The 18,520-nt window shown below is 69.1% G+C and carries 12 protein-coding genes; 4 read left to right on the top strand and 8 right to left on the bottom strand.

Annotated features, from left to right (window positions below; translation table 11 throughout):
* Positions 1-10 precede the first annotated feature (10 nt).
* From ACFCQI_RS10710 to ACFCQI_RS10700, 3 genes are read right to left on the bottom strand one after another with little or no spacing between them, the layout of a single operon-like run.
* Positions 11-2,071 (bottom strand): FAD-dependent oxidoreductase, encoded by a 2,061-nt coding sequence (locus ACFCQI_RS10710; protein WP_395116497.1) that lies wholly within the window; start codon positions 2,069-2,071, stop codon positions 11-13.
* A gap of 4 nt (positions 2,072-2,075) precedes the next feature.
* Positions 2,076-3,386 (bottom strand): amino acid permease, encoded by a 1,311-nt coding sequence (locus tag ACFCQI_RS10705; protein ID WP_395116495.1) that lies wholly within the window; start codon positions 3,384-3,386, stop codon positions 2,076-2,078.
* A 43-nt stretch (positions 3,387-3,429) separates the two neighbouring features.
* Positions 3,430-4,500, bottom strand: coding sequence for an aromatic ring-hydroxylating dioxygenase subunit alpha (locus tag ACFCQI_RS10700; RefSeq protein ID WP_395116493.1), 1,071 nt, complete (start codon positions 4,498-4,500; stop codon positions 3,430-3,432).
* Positions 4,501-4,789: 289 nt separating this feature from the next.
* On the opposite strand from ACFCQI_RS10700, the gene ACFCQI_RS10695 reads away from it, so the two are divergent.
* From ACFCQI_RS10695 to ACFCQI_RS10680, 4 genes are all read left to right on the top strand, one after another.
* On the top strand, positions 4,790-6,808 hold the full coding sequence (locus ACFCQI_RS10695) for a tetratricopeptide repeat-containing sulfotransferase family protein (RefSeq protein WP_395116491.1): 2,019 nt from the start codon (positions 4,790-4,792) through the stop codon (positions 6,806-6,808).
* A 50-nt stretch (positions 6,809-6,858) separates the two neighbouring features.
* On the top strand, positions 6,859-9,408 hold the full coding sequence (locus ACFCQI_RS10690) for a TonB-dependent receptor (protein ID WP_395116489.1): 2,550 nt from the start codon (positions 6,859-6,861) through the stop codon (positions 9,406-9,408).
* A 184-nt stretch (positions 9,409-9,592) separates the two neighbouring features.
* The gene (locus ACFCQI_RS10685) at positions 9,593-11,620 is read left to right on the top strand and encodes a glycoside hydrolase family 3 protein (RefSeq protein WP_395116487.1); all 2,028 of its coding nucleotides are present in this window, start codon (positions 9,593-9,595) and stop codon (positions 11,618-11,620) included.
* Between the two features lie 54 nt (positions 11,621-11,674).
* On the top strand, positions 11,675-13,255 hold the full coding sequence (locus ACFCQI_RS10680; protein WP_395116485.1) for a glycoside hydrolase family 30 beta sandwich domain-containing protein: 1,581 nt from the start codon (positions 11,675-11,677) through the stop codon (positions 13,253-13,255).
* On the opposite strand, the gene glmS is transcribed toward ACFCQI_RS10680, so the two are convergent.
* From glmS to ACFCQI_RS10655, 5 genes are all read right to left on the bottom strand, one after another.
* Positions 13,242-15,071, bottom strand: a complete 1,830-nt coding sequence (glmS, locus tag ACFCQI_RS10675; protein WP_395116483.1) for a glutamine--fructose-6-phosphate transaminase (isomerizing) — start codon at positions 15,069-15,071, stop codon at positions 13,242-13,244. The genes ACFCQI_RS10680 and glmS overlap by 14 nt on opposite strands.
* Before the next feature lie 67 nt (positions 15,072-15,138).
* Positions 15,139-16,509 (bottom strand): pyridoxal-phosphate dependent enzyme, encoded by a 1,371-nt coding sequence (locus ACFCQI_RS10670; protein WP_395116481.1) that lies wholly within the window; start codon positions 16,507-16,509, stop codon positions 15,139-15,141.
* 151 nt (positions 16,510-16,660) lie between these two features.
* Entirely contained in the window at positions 16,661-16,888 is a 228-nt protein-coding gene (locus ACFCQI_RS10665) for a YdcH family protein (protein ID WP_136257589.1), read from the bottom strand.
* Positions 16,889-17,220: 332 nt separating this feature from the next.
* Positions 17,221-17,880 (bottom strand): hypothetical protein, encoded by a 660-nt coding sequence (locus ACFCQI_RS10660; RefSeq protein ID WP_395116479.1) that lies wholly within the window; start codon positions 17,878-17,880, stop codon positions 17,221-17,223.
* Entirely contained in the window at positions 17,877-18,461 is a 585-nt protein-coding gene (locus ACFCQI_RS10655; protein ID WP_395116477.1) for a DUF4398 domain-containing protein, read from the bottom strand. Before ACFCQI_RS10655 ends, ACFCQI_RS10660 begins: the two co-directional genes overlap by 4 nt.
* Between the last annotated feature and the right edge of the window lie 59 nt (positions 18,462-18,520).

Genomic DNA, 18,520 nt, shown 5'->3' with positions numbered 1-18,520 from the left:
AAGTGCGCCCCTATGTCTCTGCGACGTGGAAGTGCCGCTTGAACGGGACGCCGGCGGCAACAGGTTCTTCAAGTTCGCGCGCGTAGCGGTGGCCGGCGTAGACCGCATGGGCAATCAGGCCGGGGGCCTCGGCGTCGCCGATGCAGCGCAGCGAGTGCAGCCCGGCGGCGGGCCATTCCGCTTCGCGTTCCAGCAGTTGCTGGTACAGCGCATCGTCCGGCAGGCGGGCGGTCACGGTGACGATGGCGTCGCAGGCCAGGTCGCGGCACTGGTGGTCCCACACGTTTTCGACGCTGAGCGTGCAGCCGGCGTAGTCGACGATGTCGTGCGACACGATCGCCTCGATGCCGAGTTTGGCCATCCGTTTGCGGATATGCCGGTAGTCCAGCGTGTGCTGGCTCCACGGCGCGACGCTGTCTTCCGGCGTCAGATACGTCACCTCGCAACCGCGCAGGCGCAAGGTTTCGGCGGCGATGCCCGCGTAATAGAAACCGTCGTCGTCGAACACCACCACGCGGCCCTCGGGCAGACGGCCGTCCATCAGGTCGTCGGGCGTGAACACGCGCGGGTTGTCGGGGAAGCCGTCGATGACCGCGCCGTGGCTGCGGCCGTAGCCGTCGCGGCGCCAGTGGCAGCCGGTGGCCAGCACCACGTGGTCGGCGCCGAAGTCGAGCACGTCTTGCGCCGTGAGTGCGGAATCGAGATAGACGGCCACATTCGCCAGCTTGCGGATCTGGCCGACGCGCCAGTCGCGCACGCGCGCCCATTCGGCCAGGCCCGGCATGCGCGATTCGCGGGTGACGCGGCCGCCGAGCTCCTTGCGCGCCTCGGCCAGGCTCACCTCGTAGCCGCGCTGGCCCAGCGCACGCGCCGCTTCCAGTCCGGCCGGGCCGGCGCCGACCACCAGCACGCGCGCCGCCGAACGCTTCGGCGCGATGCGCTCCGGATGCCAGCCCTTGCGCCACTCCTCGCCCATGGTCGGGTTCTGCGTGCAGCGGATCGGCGAGATCGTCATGTCGCCGGAGACGCAGATGTTGCAGCCGATGCATTCGCGGATGTCCTCGACGCGACCTTCCTCGATCTTGCGCGGCAGGAACGGGTCGGCGATCGACGGCCGCGCGCAGCCGATCATGTCGAGCACGCCGCGCTTGAGCTGCGAGACCATGGTGTCCGGCGAGGTGAAGCGGCCCACGCCGACCACCGGCTTGCTGGTGGTTTGCTTGACGAAGTCGATGAACGGCTCCTGCGCGCCTTCGGCGGCGAAGCGCGAGGGCACCGAGTCGTTGTACCAGGCGGCCAGGTTCACGTCCCACAGGTCGGGCAACTCGGCCAGCATGCCCACGATCTCCTTCGCCTCGGCCAGTTCGACGCCGCCGGGGCCCAGCAATTCCTCGGTGGCGAAGCGCAGCGCGACGGCGCAGGTGTCGCCGACCGCGTCCTTGGTGTCCTCGAGCACTTCGCGCAGCAGCCGCACGCGGTTCTCCAGCGAGCCGCCGTATTCGTCGCTGCGCTGGTTGCGCCGGCGCTGCAGGAAGTGCATGGCCAGTGACAGGTCGTGCGCGGCATAGACGTAGATGATGTCCATGCCCGCGCGCCGGCCACGAATCGCCGCCTCGCGATGCCAGCGGCGGTACTCGCGGATGTCGTGTTGCGTCATCGCCCGCGCCTGGTGCGGGTAGCCGTACTTGGTCGGCTGGTGCGACGGCGCGATCAGCACCTCGCGCGAATAGAGGTTGGAGGCGGTGGGTCCGTTGTGGGTGAGTTCCAGCGCGGCCAGCGCGCCGTGCGCATGCACCTTGTCGCACATCAGCGCCAGCGCGGGGATGTCGCGGTCGTCCCACAGCCGCGCCTCGACGTACGGGGTGAGATCGCCGCTGGGGTGGATCTCGCACTCCTCGGTGGAGACCACCGCCCAGCCGCCCTCGGCCTTCACCTCGCGCATCGCCGCATGCGCCAGCGGCATCGCGTGGCCCATGCCGTTGCAATGCGGCACCTGGAAGAAGCGGTTCTTCGCGGTCACCGGACCGATCTTGAGCGGGGTGAACAGGAGGTCGTAACGCGGGTCGCGCATGGGTTCAGGCCTTGGTCGCCGCGGTCGCGCCACGACGTCGCATGAAGAAATACAGGGGCAACCCGGCCGCGATCAGGCCGAGGGCGTAGACGAACGGCGCCCCGCCGATGCCGATGAAGGCATAGACCACGTACAGCGTGGCGATCACGGCGACCAGCAGCACGCCACGCCCGCGGCACGGCGCGGCACCACGCCGCCACAACACCGCGAGCGCCAGCGCGCAGGCCAGGTACAGCGGCAGGTTCGCTGCGGTCACCAGCAGCGTGATGAAGGTGAACGCGGCCACCAGCGAACTGCTGTAGCTCATCCACACCATCACGGAGGCAAGCACGCCGGTGACCACCAGCGCGGTCGTCGGCGCACCGTGCCGGTTGCCGCGCATGAGCAGCGACGGCAGCACGCCGTTGGCAGCCATGGTGCGGGTCAGCTGGCCGGCCAGCAGGGTCCATCCGTTCAGCGCACCAAGCCCGCTGACCACCACGAACAGTGCCAGCCAGCGGCCGGAGCCGGCCGCGCCGAACTGTTCCATCAACAACGCGAACGGCGCGCCGGCGCTGGCCAGCACGTCCTGCCGGATCAGCAGCAGCGGCACCGCGCAGACCACCAGGTAGATTGCCGCGACCACCACCGCGCCGGCCATCGTCGCGCGCGGAATCGTGCGACCGGGGTCGTCGACGCGCTCGGCCGGAATGCTGGCCGATTCGATGCCGAGCATCGCGAACAGCGCGATGGTGGAGGCCGCCATCACGCCGCCGAAGCTCACCGGCGTGGTCGGCGGATGCGCCACGTAGCTGCCCGGCGAGCTGAGCAGCACCCAGCCGCCGAGCGCGGCGATCGCCAGCATCGGCAGCAGTTTCAGCGCCGTGGTGACGATCTGCACCACGCCGCCGGTGCGCACGCCGAGCAGGTTGACCAGCACGAACAGCCACACCAGCGCCAGCGCGAACGCCATCGACGGCACCTCCGCGAGGCCGGGCACCACCACGGTGAGGTAGCCGACCACGCCGGTGGCCAGCGCGGCATTGGTCAGCCACAGCGAAACCCAGTAGGCCCACATCGCCATGTAGGCTGGCAGGTCCCCGAGCGTCTCGCGCACGTAGCCGTAGGGACCGTCCGCGCCCGGCAGCGCCGCGGAAAGGTGCGCGAACACCCGCGCCAGGGTGAGACAACCGAGCAGGGTGATGCCCCAGCCGATCAGCGCGTTGAACCCGTACGGCGCCAGCGAGGACGGCAGCAGGAAGATGCCCATGCCGATCACGTTGCCGACCACCAGCGCGGTACAGGTCCAGAAGCCGATCCGCTGGCGATCGTGCATGGCGGCTAGCTGCTCCATCCCGCCACCGCCACGGCCGGCGCGCTCATGCCGACTCGCCGGCCGGTCCCGCGTATGCCGCGCGCAACAGGTTCTGGAAATGCCACACGCCGCTCTCGCGCTTCGGGTTGAGCCGGCCCGGACGGTAGGCGCCGGAAGCCAGCCCGCGCTGCACCGCTTCGCAGATGCCGATGTCCTCGTTCTGCACCTCGTCGCTGAAGCTGCGGTCGGCCTCCATGCGCGCCTGCGCCGCGGCGTCCTGCGCGTAGTAGTAGTCGAACACGATGCGGCAGCGATCCGGACCCAGCGGCAGGATGCGGTTGGTCTGCAGCCGGCCGGGCATGATGTTGAGCATCACGTTGGGGTAGACGAAGTAATAGAACGCCTCGCCGTCGCCGTAGATGTCGGTGCTGTTGCGCAATGGCGAGGACTGCAGCGAGTGCCACGCGAACAGCTCGGTGTCGTAGGCGCGATAGTCCAGCACCTTCGACAGGCCCGGATGCACGTGCGGCAGGTGGTAACCCTCGAGGAAGTTGTCGACATAGACCTTCCAGTTGCAGTCGATGTCGTAGGTGTCGCGGCGCAGGTAGCGCATCGCCGCCAGGTCGATCGGCGCGATGCGCTCGGCGATGCCGCCATAGACCTGCTCGAACGGCGGCACCTCCTCGTCCAGCGCGACGAACACCAGCCCCTGCCACTCGTGCACGCGGTACGGCGGCAGGCGGATGTCCTCCACGCGGAAATCGGCGGCGCCCTGCATTTCCGGCGCGCTGCGCAGCTGGCCGTCGAGGGTGTAGGTCCAGCCGTGGTACTTGCAGTGCAGCGCCCGCGCGCCCTTGCCGTCGCACAGCGCCAGCGGACCGGCGCGGTGGCGGCAGACATTGGGGAAGGCACGCAGCACGCCGTCCTCGCCGCGCACCAGCAGCAACGGCACGCCGGCGACCTGTTCGACCGCGTGGTCACCGGGCCCGGCCAGCTGCCCCTGCTGCGCGACCAGTTGCCAGCTGCGCGCGAACACCGCGCGCTGCTCCATCGCCAGCATCGCCTCCCCCGCGTAGTAGCGCGCGGGCAAGGCGTGCGCGCGGTCGAGCGGTTCAGCGACGGTGTCGGTGTGCATGGATTGCTGTCCCCGGTTGGATGGCCGCAAACAACCCGGCCGGCGCCGCCCGCCCGTCCCGGCAGGGGCGCCCCGCTGAGCCTAGCGCTTGTGCCGAACCGGCGGCAACCGCACTGACGCCCGGCCGGCCGGTACGATCCGGCACCCCTATCTACCGGCCGGATTCGGTTGTAGATTGCGGTGAAACCTGCGAGAAGCCGCTGCCGTCCATGCCAGGCGCCGTACTGCTGTCGCCACTTCGCCCCATCGCACCGCGTGGGCCGTTTTCGTCGCCGCGACGAGGCGACGCATGATCGCGGCGTCGGCCAGCGGCACGCTGGAACAGGCGCTGGCGCACGCGGAGCGGCTGCTGCAACGCGACCCCGCGCTGGCAGTGGAGCAGTTGGAGGAGATCCTGCAAGTGGCCGGCGCGCATCCGTTGGCGCTGCAACTGCTGGCAGCCGCGCACTTGCGCCAGGGCGATGCCCAGGCCGCGCTCGACATCCTGCTTCCGCTGGCGCCGTCGCAACCGACATGGGCGGCGCTGCAGCTCGACCTGGGCGTGGTGCTGGGCCGGCTCGGCCGCGGCGAGGAGGCGATCGCCGCGCTGCGCCGCGCGGTCGCCCTGAAACCCGACCTGCCGCAAGCCTGGCGCGAACTCGGCGACCACCTGATGGCAGCCGGCGAGCAGGACGCGGCCGACGCCGCCTACGCCCGGCACGTGCTGCATTCCACCCACGACCCGCGCCTGATGGGCGCCGCTGTGGCGCTCGCCGAAGGCCGCATCCCGCAGGCCGAGGCGCTGCTGCGCGAGCATCTCAAACAGGCGCCCACCGACGTCGCGGCGATCCGCATGTTCGCCGAAGTCGCCGCCCGCGTGGGCCGCAACGAGGATGCGCTGAACCTGCTCGCACGCTGCCTCGAACTGGCCCCCGGTTTCGACGCCGCACGTCAGCACTACGCCATGGTCCTGCATCGCAGCAACCAGCCCGAGCAGGCACTGGCGCAGATCGAACACCTGCTGGCGAACGACCCGCAGCACCCGGCCTACCGCAACCTCAAGGCGGTGGTGTTGTGCCGCATCGGCGATTACGAGCCGGCCATCGCGATCTACGCCGACCTGGTGCAGCGCTACCCCGACAACCCGCGCCTGTGGATGAGCTACGGCCACGCGCTGAAGACCGCCGGCTTCGGCGACCGCGCGATCGCCGCCTACCGGCACAGCGTGGAACGCCTGCCCTCCTTCGGCGAAGTCTGGTGGAGCCTGGCCAACCTCAAGACCTTCCGCTTCAGCGCGGCCGACCTCGCCACCATGAGCGATCAGCTGGCACGCGCCGACCTGTCGGACGAGGATCGCCTGCACCTGGAGTTCGCCATGGGCAAGGCGCGCGAGGACGCCGACGCCTGCGCGGATTCCTTCGCCCACTACGCGCGCGGCAACGCGATCCGCCGCGCGCAACTGCACTACAGCGCGGACGAGACCAGCGCACGGGTGACCCGCGCCTGCGCGCACTACACCGGCGAGTTCTTTGCCACGCGCGCGGGCATGGGTTGCCCGGCGCGCGATCCGATCTTCGTGGTCGGGCTGCCGCGCGCCGGCTCCACCCTGATCGAGCAGATCCTGTCCAGCCACAGCCAGGTCGAAGGCACGATGGAGCTGCCCGAAGTCGCCTCGATCTCCCGCAGCCTGCGCCGGCAGGGCGAGGGCGACAGCGCGACGCCCTACCACGATGCGCTGGCCGCGCTCGACGCCGACGCGCTGCGCGCGCTCGGCGAGCACTACCTCGCGCACACCCGCATCCAGCGCAAGACCGCAGCACCGCTGTTCATCGACAAGATGCCGAACAACTTCATGCACGTCGGCCTGATCCACCTCATGCTGCCGAATGCAAAGATCATCGACGCGCGCCGGCATCCGCTGGCGTGCTGCTTCTCGGCGTTCAAGCAGCACTTCGCGCGCGGGCAGAGTTTCAGCTACGACCTCGAGGATGTCGGGCGCTACTACCGCGACTATGTCCGCCTGATGGCGCACTTCGACACGGTGCTGCCCGGGCGCATCCACCGCGTGTTCTACGAGCGCATGGTGGCGGACACCGAAGGCGAGGTTCGCCGCCTGCTCGATTATTGCGGCCTGCCGTTCGAGGACGCGTGCCTGCGCTTCTTCGAGAACCCGCGGCCGGTGCACACCGCCAGTTCGGAGCAGGTGCGCCGACCGATCTATCGCGAAGGCGTGGACCACTGGCGCCGGTTTGCGCCGTGGTTGGGACCGCTGGAACGCGCTCTCGGGCCGGTGCTGCACAGCTATCCCGAGGTGCCAGGGTTCATCTGAAAGGTTGGGGGTTTGGTTGGTTTGCCGTTCACCGGACAAGGGGAGATCGCATGCACACAAGCAGGTCCAGACAGGTCATGAACGCCCGGCGGGCGACGTTGATCCGGTTGCCGCTGGCAGCCGCCATCTGCCTCGCCATGGCGGCACCCGCCGTGGCGCAGGACACCGGGCAGTCCACGCCGCCCGACACCACGTCATCGGCAAAACAGAAAACCACCACGCTCGGCGTGGTCACGGTGACCGCGCAGAAGCGCACGGAGAACCTGCAGAAGGTGCCGATCAGCATGGATGTGCTGGCCACCGACCAGCTCGAAGCGCTGCACGTGAAGAGCTTCGACGACTACGTGAAGTACCTGCCCAGCGTGACGTTCCAGCAGGGCGGCGGCGGCATCGCCACCGGCCCCGGTTTCGTCTCGATCTACATGCGCGGCGTGACCAGCGGCGGCAACACCAACCACTCCGGCTCGCAGCCGAGCGTGGGCGTGTACCTCGACGACCAGCCGGTGACGACGATCCAGGGTCCGCTCGACATCCACATGTACGACATCGCCCGCATCGAGGTGCTGGCCGGCCCGCAGGGCACGCTGTACGGCGCCAGCGCCGAGGCCGGCGCCTTGCGCATCATCACCAACAAGCCCGACCCCAGCGGTTACGCGGCCGGCTACAGCCTGGGCGTGGACACGCTCGCGCACGGCGGCATCGGCTACACGGCCGAGGGCATGCTCAACCTGCCGATCAACTCGAAGGCCGCGATCCGCCTGGTCGGCTGGCGCGAGCACGACGCCGGCTACATCGACAACAAGGCCGGCTCGCGCACCTTCCCCACCTCGGGCATCACCATCAGCAACGCGCCCGACTGCACGGCGAGCGGAACCTCGCCCTCGTCGGCGTTCCAGTGCGTCGGCCATGCCAAGGACAATTACAACGACGCCAACATCAGCGGCGCGCGCGCCGCGCTGAAGGTCGACCTCGACGATAACTGGTCGATCACGCCGATGCTGATGGGGCAGCAGACCATCTCGCACGGCAACTTCGCCAGCGACCCGGCGGTGGGCGACCTGGCGGTCACGCACTTCTACCCCGAGCGCGTCAACGACCGCTGGTGGCAGGGTGCGCTGACCGTGCAGGGCAAGATCGGCAACTTCGACCTGACCTATGCCTACGCGCACCTCAAGCGCAACCAGGAGGAACAGACCGACTACAGCGACTACGGCTTCTGGTACGACGCGCTGTACGGCTCCGGCGCGTCCTTCTATGACAACAACGGCGCGCTGGTCAATCCTTCGCAGCACATCAGCGACCGCGACGGCTACACCAACAGCAGCCACGAGCTGCGCCTGGTCTCGCCGGCGGACGATCGCCTGCGCCTGGTCGCCGGCGCCTTCTGGCAGAAGCAGAAGCACGACATCCTGCAGAACTACCAGGTCGACGGCCTGGCCGACGCGATCTCCGTCACCGGCTGGAACGACACCATCTGGCTGACCCGGCAGATGCGTTACGACCGCGACGAGGCGCTGTTCGGCGAACTGTCGTGGGATTTCATCCCCGACGTGCTCACCGGCACCGTCGGCGAACGCTACTACCGCACCAGCAACCAGCTGTACGGCTACTTCGGCTACGGCGCGGGCTTCTCCTCCAGCCAGGGCGAGGCCGCCTGCGTGTCGCCCGAGCCGTTCATGGGCGCGCCGTGCCTGGACTTCGACAAGCGGGTGAAGGAGAGCGGCAACCTCACCAAGTTCAACCTGACCTGGAACATCAGCGACACCAAGATGATCTACGCCACCCGCTCGGAAGGCTTCCGCCCCGGCGGCGTCAACCGGCGCGGCACCCTGCTGCCGTACCACGCCGACTTCCTGATCAACCAGGAGCTGGGCTGGAAGACCTCGTGGCTGGACAACCGGGTGTCCTTCAACGGTGCGGTGTTCCGCGAAACCTGGAACGATTTCCAGTTCCCGATCCTGGGCGCGAACGGCCTCACCGAAATCAAGAACGCCAACTCCGCGCGCATCGAAGGCCTCGAGTCGCAACTGAACTGGCAGGCCACCTACAACCTGCAGCTGACCGCCGGCTGGGCGCTGTACCGCGCGCGACTCACCGCCAACTATTGCGGCTTCACCGACGCCAGCGGACGCCCGATCACCGACTGCCCGCCCGGCTCGCTCAATCCGCAGGACGGCAGCGTGGTGTCCGGGCCACTGGCGCCCAAGGGCACCCAGCTGCCGATCACGCCGAAGTTCAAGGGCAACCTGATCGCGCACTACAGCTTCACCCTCGGTGACAGCGATGCGTTCGTGCAGGCGGCGCTGGTCCACGTCGGCAAGCGCACGACCGACCTTCGCCTGAGCGAGCGAGCGCTGCTCGGCGACCTGCCCGCGTACAACACGCTGGACCTGTCCGCCGGCGTGCAGAAAGGCAGCTGGTCGGCCGACGTCTACATCAACAACGCCTTCGACAAGCGCGCCGCGCAATACAAGTACACCGAGTGCGGCGTCGACGTCTGCGGCGCGCACGGCGTGGTGGCGCAGTACCCGAACGGTCAGGTCTACACCGGCTACAGCCTGCCGCGCACCATCGGCATCCGCTTCAAGCAGGACTTCTAGCCGTCCGCGACACGCCGCTGCCTGCTCATGCGGGCAGCGGCCATGCCGTCGCGCGTGATGTGACGCAGAATCGAATCAGGCGCTCCGCGAGCGCGCTAAAGTGGCGCTGACGACATCGTTCCCCTGCCTGCGCCGCGCGCGCGAGGATCTTGCCGGGCGATGGTCCACGCGATGAGGCTTTCCCATGGTTCGTATCCGCTGCCCGTGGTTTTTCTCCCTGCCCCTGCTGCTGGCCTGCGCCGGCAGCGCCCCCGCCGCCGATACCGGCCCCTCGCCAGCGCATCAGGCGCCGGTCGCCGACGCCCCGCCCGGCCCGACCCATTACCGGGACTGGCCGTCGATACGCGGCCCGTCGGGTGCCGACCCGGCGCTGGAGCAGCGCGTGCGCGCGATCGTGGCCGGCATGACGCTGGCGCAGAAGATCGGCCAGATGACCCAGGCCGAGATCAAGTCGATCACGCCGGCGCAGGTGAAGCAGTACTACATCGGCTCGGTGCTCAACGGCGGCGGTTCCTGGCCGGAGAAGAACAAGCACGCCGGCATCGGCGACTGGCTCGCCCTGGCCGACCGTTATCGCGACGCCTCGATGGCCACCGATGCGAAGGTGCAGATCCCGGTGATCTGGGGCACCGACGCGGTGCATGGCGACAACAACGTGTTCGGCGCCACCCTGTTCCCGCACAACATCGGCCTGGGCGCGGCGCACGACCCGGCGCTGGTCGAGGCGATCGGCCGGGCCACCGCCAGGGCGGTGCGCGCCACCGGCATCGACTGGGCCTTCGCGCCGACCCTGGCGGTGGCGCAGAACGTGCGTTGGGGCCGCACCTACGAGAGCTTTTCCAGCGAGGCGCCGCTGGTGCGCGAGTACGCGCGCGCCTACGTCACCGGGTTGCAGGGCGACTTCGACGATCACCACGTGATGGCCACCGCCAAGCACTTCATCGGCGACGGCGCCACCTGGAACGGCGTCGACGAGGGCCAGGCCCGGGTCAGCCGGCAGGACATGATCAACGTGCACGGCGCCGGCTACTTCGGCGCGCTGCGCGCCGGCGTGCTCAGCGTGATGGCGTCCTACAACAGCTGGGACGACGTGGCCGACGGGATCGACTACGGCAAGATGTCCGGCGCCCGCGCGCTGCTCACCGGCGTGCTCAAGGAGAAGATGGGCTTCGACGGCTTCGTGGTATCCGACTGGAACGCGATCGGCCAGCTGCCCGGCTGCAACAACGCCAGCTGCGCGCAGGCGATCAACGCCGGCATCGACATGGTGATGGTGCCCGACGACTGGCAGGCCTTCATCGCCAACACCACCCGGCAGGTCGAGGACGGCCAGATCCCGATCAGCCGCATCGACGACGCGGTGAGCCGGATCGTGCGCGCCAAGCTGCGCATGGGCCTGTTCGGCAAGCGGCCCTCGCAGCGACAAGGCGCCGGCGACGCCACCGCCCTGCAGCATCGAGAGCTGGCGCGCCGCGCGGTACGCGAGTCGCTGGTGCTGCTGAAGAACAACCACCGCGCGCTGCCGCTGCGGGCCGGCGCGAAGATCCTGGTGGTCGGCAAGAGCGCCGACAGCCTGCCGAATCAGGCCGGCGGCTGGTCGCTGAGCTGGCAAGGCAACGACAACGGCAACGCCGACTTCCCGCACGGCGAGACGATCCTGGCCGGCATCCGCGCCGCCGACGGCGCCGCGAACGTCAGCTACAGCCCGACCGCCGCCGGCATCGACCTTGCACCCTTCGACGCCATCGTGGCGGTGATCGGGGAAACCCCGTACGCGGAGATGAAAGGCGACATCACGTTGCCGGCCACGCTGCGCCACAGCGATCGCTACCCGGAGGATCTCGCCGTGCTGCAGGCCGTGGCCAAGTCGCACAAGCCGGTGGTGACGGTATTCGTGTCCGGGCGACCGCTGTTCGTCAACGACCTGCTCAACCTGTCCGATGCCTTCGTCGCAGCGTGGCTGCCGGGCACCGAAGGCGGCGGCGTGGCGGACGTGCTGTTCGCCCACGCCGGTGGCGCAGGGCCGCACGATTTCCACGGCACGCTGCCGATGCCCTGGCCCGGCCTGCCCTGCCCGTACCAGAGCGCCGACCACGACCGGGCCTGGCTGTTCGCTCCCGGCTACGGGCTGCGCTACGCGGCGGCGCACGAGGTGGAAACGCTGCCCACCTGGTCGGCGATCCACGCCTGTGCCAAGCCGGGCACGCCGTGACGACCGGCGTCTCCCCCATGCCGCCCCAGACCACGCCTCCGGCCGGCATGCTGCATGGATGACGCTCGCGGTGTCCCGCGCTGGTTCGCCATCGCGTCGTTCGCGCTGATCTCGCTGCTGGCGCTGCTCGCGCTGCGGGTGGCGCAGCGCCCGGCAGCGCCGATCGTCCTCCCCGCCGCGCCGGTCGCGCAACCGAGCGGCCCCGGCATCGAGCTGTGGCTGAGCACGCAGGATCGCCGCCTGCGGCTGGCGCGGCAGGCCGACGTGCCGGCCAGCAACGCGACATCGACGCCTGCCGACGTGGTCATCGACACCAGCAAGACCTACCAGTCCATCGTCGGCTTCGGCGCGGCACTGACCGACGCCTCGGCCTGGCTGCTGCAGAACAAGCTGAGCGCACCGGCGCGCCACGCGCTGCTGCTCGAACTGTTCGGCCCGCCGCCCGGGCTCGATTTCAACATGGTCCGGCTGACCATCGGCGCCTCGGATTTCTCGCTGCAACCGTACACGCTGGACGACATGCCCGCCGGCGAGGTCGACCCCGAGCTGCAGCATTTCAACGTCGCGGCCAACGTGCCCTACCTCATCCCCACCGTGCAGGAGACGCTGGCGATCGACCCGCAGCTGCGCATCATCGCCTCGCCGTGGAGCGCGCCGGCGTGGATGAAGACCAGCGCCAACCTGATCGGCGGCAGCCTGCTCGAAGAGTACGAGGCGGCCTATGCGCAGTACCTGGTGAAGTACGTCGACACCTACCGCAGCTACGGCATCCCGATCTTCGCGCTGACCCTGCAGAACGAGCCCGGCTTCGTGCCGCTGACCTACCCCGGCATGCTGCTCTCCGCCGGGCAGCGCGCGCGCATCATCGCGCAGTACCTGGGCCCCGCGCTGGCCGGGCGCAAGCCGCCCACGCACATCTTCGGCTGGGACCACAACTGGGACGAACCGCAGCAACCGCTGGACGTGCTCTACGACGCCGAGGCCGCGCGCTACCTGGACGGCATCGCCTGGCACTGCTACCGCGGCACGCCCGGCGCGCAGAGCGACGTGCACCACTCCTTTCCGCGCAAGGACGCCTACATCACCGAGTGTTCCGGCGGCGACTGGGAATCCAGCAAGCACGGCGAACTGCTCTGGTTCGCGCGCGACCTGCTGCTCGGCGGCCTGCGCAACTGGGCGCGCGGCGTGGTGTACTGGAACCTTGCGCTGGACGAAAACTACGGCCCGCACTTCGGCGGCTGCGACACCTGCAAGGGCATCGTCACGATCGACTCGCGCAGCGGCGCGGTGAGCCGCAACGACGAGTACTACGCGTTCGCCCATTACAGCCGCTTCATCCACCCCGGCGCCGTGCGCATCTGGTCCACCGACACCGGCAACGACATCAAGAACGTCGCCTTCCGCAACCCAGACGGCGGATCGATCGTGCTGATACTGGTCAACGGCAAGACCGTGCCGCACGAAGTCTCCGTGCAGCAGGGCGGGCTCGACTTCCGCTACACCATGCCGGCGGAAAGCGTGGCGACCTTCGTGTGGCAACCGGGAGCCGTCGCGGCCAAGCCGGCCACGGCTGCCACGATCACGCCACCCGCCACGCCGGGCAGCGCCGGCGGATCGGGCCCTACTCCACGGTGACCGACTTGGCCAGGTTGCGCGGTTGATCCACGTCCGTGCCGCGCAGCACGGCGACGTGGTAGGCGAGCAGTTGCAGCGGCACGGTGAACACGGCGGGGGCGATGAAGTTGCCGCCGGATTCCACGCGCAGGGTCACGCCGTTGCCGGCGGTGTCGTCCATGCCGGCGGAGCCGTCGGCGAACACGATCAGGCGACCGCCGCGGGCGCGTACTTCCTGCAGGTTGGATTTCAGCTTGTCCAGCAGCGGTCCGTTCGGCGCCACCGCCACCACCGGCATGTTCTCGTCGACCAGCGCCAGCGGGCCGTGCTTGAGCTCGCCGGCGGGGTAGGCCTCGGCGTGGATGTAGGAGATTTCCTTGAGCTTGAGCGAACCTTCCAGCGCCACCGGGTAGTGCGCGCCGCGGCCGAGGAACAGCGCGTGCTGGCGATGGATGAAATCGCCGGCCAAGTCGATGATCGCCGGCTCCAGCTTCAGTGCGTTCTCGATCGCGCGCGGCAGGCGCTGCAGCTCCTCGCACAGCGCCGCGTAGCGCGACGCGTCGAGGCCGTTGCGGCGCGCCAGCTCCAGCGCCAATAGCGCCAGGCCGGCCAGCTGCGTGGTGAACGCCTTGGTCGAGGCCACGCCGATCTCGGGGCCGGCGCGGGTCATCAGCTTGAGGTCGGCCTCGCGCACCAGCGACGACTCCGGCGAGTTGCAGATGACCAGGGTGCCGAGGTAGCCGCGTCGGCGCGACTCGCGCATCGCGGCCAGCGTGTCGGCGGTTTCGCCCGACTGCGAGATCGCCAGGAACAGCGTCCCGGGCGGCACCACGGTCTCGCGGTAGCGGTACTCGCTGGCCACCTCCACCGCGACCGGCAGGCGCGCGAATTCCTCGATCCAGTACTTGGCGACGAGGCCGGCGTGGTAGCTGGTGCCGCAGGCGATGATGTGCACGCCGCGGGTGGCGGCGAGCAGCGCCTCGCTGTCGATGCCGAAGATGTTCGGCAGCACGCCGTGCGGGCCGATGCGCGCTTCAAGCGTGTCGGCCACCGCGCGCGGCTGCTCGAAGATCTCCTTCTGCATGTAGTGGCGGTACTCGCCGCGCTCGACCGCGTCGGTGGAAAGCTCGCTCTCGTACACCTTGCGCTCGACCGGCGTGCCGTCCAGCGCGAACACCTGCACGCTGTCGCGGGTGATTTCCACCACGTCGTCCTCGTCCAGGTGCAGCATCTTGTTGGTGACCTGGATCAGCGCCTGCGCGTCGGAGCCGAGGAAGTTCTCGCCGATGCCGAGGCCGACCAGCAGCGGGGCGCCGCGGCGCGCGCCGACCACGCGATCGGGCTCGTCGCTGCTGAGCACCGCGATCGCGTAGGCGCCTTCCAGCTCGCGCACGGTGGCCAGCACCGCCTCGCGCAGGTTCTGGCCCTGGCCGATGCTTCGGTCGATCAGCGCGGCCATCACCTCGGTGTCGGTTTCCGAAGTGAACACGTGGCCGGCGGCCTGCAGTTCGGCGCGCAGGCCGGCGTAGTTCTCGATGATGCCGTTGTGCACGATCGCCACCCGGCCGGCGATGTGCGGGTGCGCGTTCGCCTCGTTCGGCACGCCATGGGTGGCCCAGCGGGTATGCGCGATGCCGGTGCCGCCGGACAGCGGGTCGGCCAGGTACAGCGCCTCCATCTCGCGCACCTTGCCCTTGGCGCGCACGCGGCGGATCGCGCCGTGGTCGAGCACGGCCACGCCGGAGGAGTCGTAGCCCCGGTATTCGAGCGCTTTCAGGCCGGCGATAAGCAGCGGGGCGACATCGCGTTGGGCTACGGCGGCAACGATTCCACACATGGCGAAGCTTCCTTCGGTTCTGGCCCGGGTCGCCCCGGGCTGTTTTGAAAGTGCCTGGCGCGGCGGGTCAATTCACCTTGCGGCGCAGCCAGTTCAGCAGGTCGATGCGGGTGATCAGGCCGAGGAAATCGTCGCCGTCGACCACGATGGCCACGTGGCCGCGCTCGAACACCGGCAGCAGCGATTCGATCGGCGAGCGCACGTCGAGCCGGTGCAGGTCGGCGATCATCGCGGTGGACACCGGGTCGCGGAAGCGCGTCTCGTCGGCGTGCACGTGCATCAGCACGTCGGACTCGTCGACGATGCCGACCAGCTTGCGGCCGTCCATCACCGGCAACTGCGACACGTCGTACAGCTTCATGCGGTTGTAGGCGGTGATCAGCAGCTCGTTGGGGCCGACCACCACGGTGTCGCGCTGGGCGAACGGGCGCAGCAGAAGGTCGCGCAGGTCGCCGTGCTGCTCGCGCTCGATGAAGCCGTTGTCGAGCATCCAGTAGTCGTTGTAGAGCTTGGACAGATACTTGTTGCCGGTGTCGCAGACCAGGGTCACCACGCGTTTCGGCGTGGTCTGTTCGCGGCAGTAGCGCAGCGCCGCGGCAAGCAGGGTGCCGGTCGACGAGCCGCCCAGGATGCCTTCCTTCGCCAGCAGCTCACGCGCGGTGAGGAAGCTCTCCTTGTCGGAGATCGCGTAGGCCTTCTTCACCCGGGTGAAGTCGCTGATCGAGGGCAGGAAATCCTCGCCGATGCCTTCGACCATCCAGCTCGCCGACTTGGTCGAGAGCGTGCCCTCGTTGATGTACTGGGCCAGGATCGAGCCGACCGGATCGGCAAGGATCAGCTCGGTCTGCGGCGAGTGTTCGGCGAAGAACTTCGACAGCCCGCTCAGCGTGCCGGACGAGCCGCAGCCGACCACCACCGCATCCACCTTGCCGCCCATCTGTTCGAGGATTTCCGGCCCGGTGCTGGCGATGTGCGCGGCCGGGTTGTCGGGGTTGCCGAACTGGTTGATGAAGTAGGCGCCGGGCGTTTCGCGGGCGATCCGCTCGGCCATGTCCTGGTAGTACTCGGGGTGTCCCTTGGCCACGTCGGAGCGGGTCAGCACCACTTCGGCGCCCATCGCCTTGAGGTTGAAGATCTTCTCGCGGCTCATCTTGTCCGGCACCACCAGGATCAGGCGGTAGCCTTTCTGCTGCGCGACCAGGGCCAGGCCCAGGCCGGTGTTGCCGGCGGTGCCCTCGACCAGGATGTCGCCCGGGCGGATGCGGCCGTCCTTCTCGGCGCCCTCGATCATCGACAGGCCGATGCGGTCCTTGATCGAGCCGCCGGGGTTGGCGCTCTCGAGTTTCAGGAACAATTCGCACGCACCCGTATCGAGGCGCCTCGCGCGAACCATCGGGGTGTGTCCGATCAGTTCGAGGACACTCTGGTGAACCGTCATGGGGGCTCCGTCGCTGGCGTGGCGGCGTCGGCGCAAAGCCGTGGCCGCAGAACCCCCATGATAACCGAGCCGCCGGATACGCTGCGGCCCCGGCAATCTTCCCGATGACTGTTTCAGGGAAGACCCGGGGCCGCGCCAGCGAACCGTTGCGTCAGTGGATGAGGTGCGCCCTGTCGGCCCACATGCGTTCAAGCCGCGCCTTGGCCAGCAGTTTCTCCTTCTTCATGCCGGCGAGGGTGGCGTCGTCGATGGGAAGCACGCCGATATCGGCGTCGTGCACCTTGCTGTCGAGCTCCCGATGGTGCTGATAAAGCCGGCGGAACTCCGCGTCCGCCTTCATCAATGCCTCGACATCATCGCGCTGCTGGTTTTCGAACATGATCCGACCTCCTGCGAGTGAACGGACGGTTGCCGCCACGTTGGCGGACCGCCGACAGCTGAATCGGCGCACACCCGCGACCCACGCCGGTCAACCGGAACGCAGGTGGGGATCTGAACGTGGGATGGGCGCATGATTCAGGTCGTTGACCCCGGTGGCCTGGATGCCTCCCGGGGCTTTGACCCTACTCCGCCGATCTGGCCGGTGCAAGGCGTCGGATCACACTTCGGCCGGTGCATTAAATACCTGTCAAAACAGTGTTTTGCAGGCATTGGGCGGCGGCTGGCCGCAGCCCGTGGAGGCGCTGCGGCAAAGCGCCGCCCGGCGCCGTTTCAGTGCCCCGCGGAGTGCTTGCGGGTGGGCTTTTTCTGCTCGGCGGGAGCCGGTGGCGGGGTGTTTCCATCGTCCATCTGCGCGCGCATCGCCTTGGCCGCCTGCGCCGCCAGCGCCGCCTCGCGGCGGGCCGCCCGCGCCACCTTGCTCTGTGCCGCGGCCAGCTTCTTGGCCCGCTCGGCTTCGGCCCGCGCCTGCTCGGCCTGCTGCGAATATTCGATGCCCTGCTGCTGCAGGCGCGCGGCCTCCTCCTGCGCCAACTGGTTCTGCAGGCGCTGCCGGGCCAGCTCCAGCCGGGCCATGTCCGCCTCGCGGCGGCTGTTGGCGAGCAGGATCTGGTCGTGTTCGCGATCGAGCTGGTTCAGCTTGACCTGGGCGTCCTGCAACTGCGCGGCGGTCTTGGCCAGGTCGACGCGGCGCTCGGCGAGGTACAAGGCATGCGGCCGGTCGCCACGTCCGGCCTCCTCCAGCGCGCGGATCGCCTCGCGGGCTCGCGCCTGTTCGGACAGGGCGTAATGGCCGAGGCCGGGATCGTTGGCAAGCTGGTCCAGGCTGCCGCGCAGGCGGTTGATGTCGATGTCGTCCTGGCGTGCCTGCGCGGCACCGACCAGGGCCAGCGCCAGGCCTGCGCCAGCGAGCAGTTGGGCAAGGCGCTTCATGGCTGGCCTCCGGGAATGCTGCTGGCGGCCGCGGGATCGTCATTGCCGGGGATCGGCGTGCCGTCGACCGGCGCGGAGAGCACCGAGGCCGAAGGCGCCGGCATGTCGCCCACCGGCAACGGCGCGGAAGAGTCGGCGGCGGGTGCCGGGATCGCCTGTTCCATCTGCTGCTGCCGGGCGGCCAGTTGCTCGCCCTCGCTGCGCAGGCGGGTGTTTTCCTGCAGCTTGCCCTGCATCTCGGCACGGGCCGCGCCCAGCCGCGCCTTGACCCGCGCCAGCTCGGCATCGGCGCCGGATTCCTCGGCGAGGTTCGCGGCATCGGCAAACTTGCGCGCCGCCATCGCCTCCTGCGCCTGCTGGAACTTGTCCTGCGCGAAACCGAGGTCGACCGGCGCGTAATCCGCCGCGCCGGCGTCACGGGCGGCCTGCAGCTGGTATTGGGCCAGGTTCATCGCGTCATTCGGCGGCGGCGCCGTGGCGCAACCGGCCACGGCCAGGGTCAGCGCCAGCATGGTGGCCGCCGCGCGCATGCGGCGCGCGAGCGCGGCCGATGGGGAAAAGAAGTACATCACAGTCCTCATGGTGTGTTGCAGCGTATTGTGGGCAGGCATAATCGTGCAATGCAATGTACATCGGGAAC

The sequence above is a fragment of the Rhodanobacter sp. FW102-FHT14D06 genome, assembly GCF_043950705.1.
Lineage (GTDB): Bacteria > Pseudomonadota > Gammaproteobacteria > Xanthomonadales > Rhodanobacteraceae > Rhodanobacter.
The sequence above is the reverse complement of the archived record's forward strand: the minus strand, read 5'-3'. Positions and strand labels throughout refer to the sequence as shown.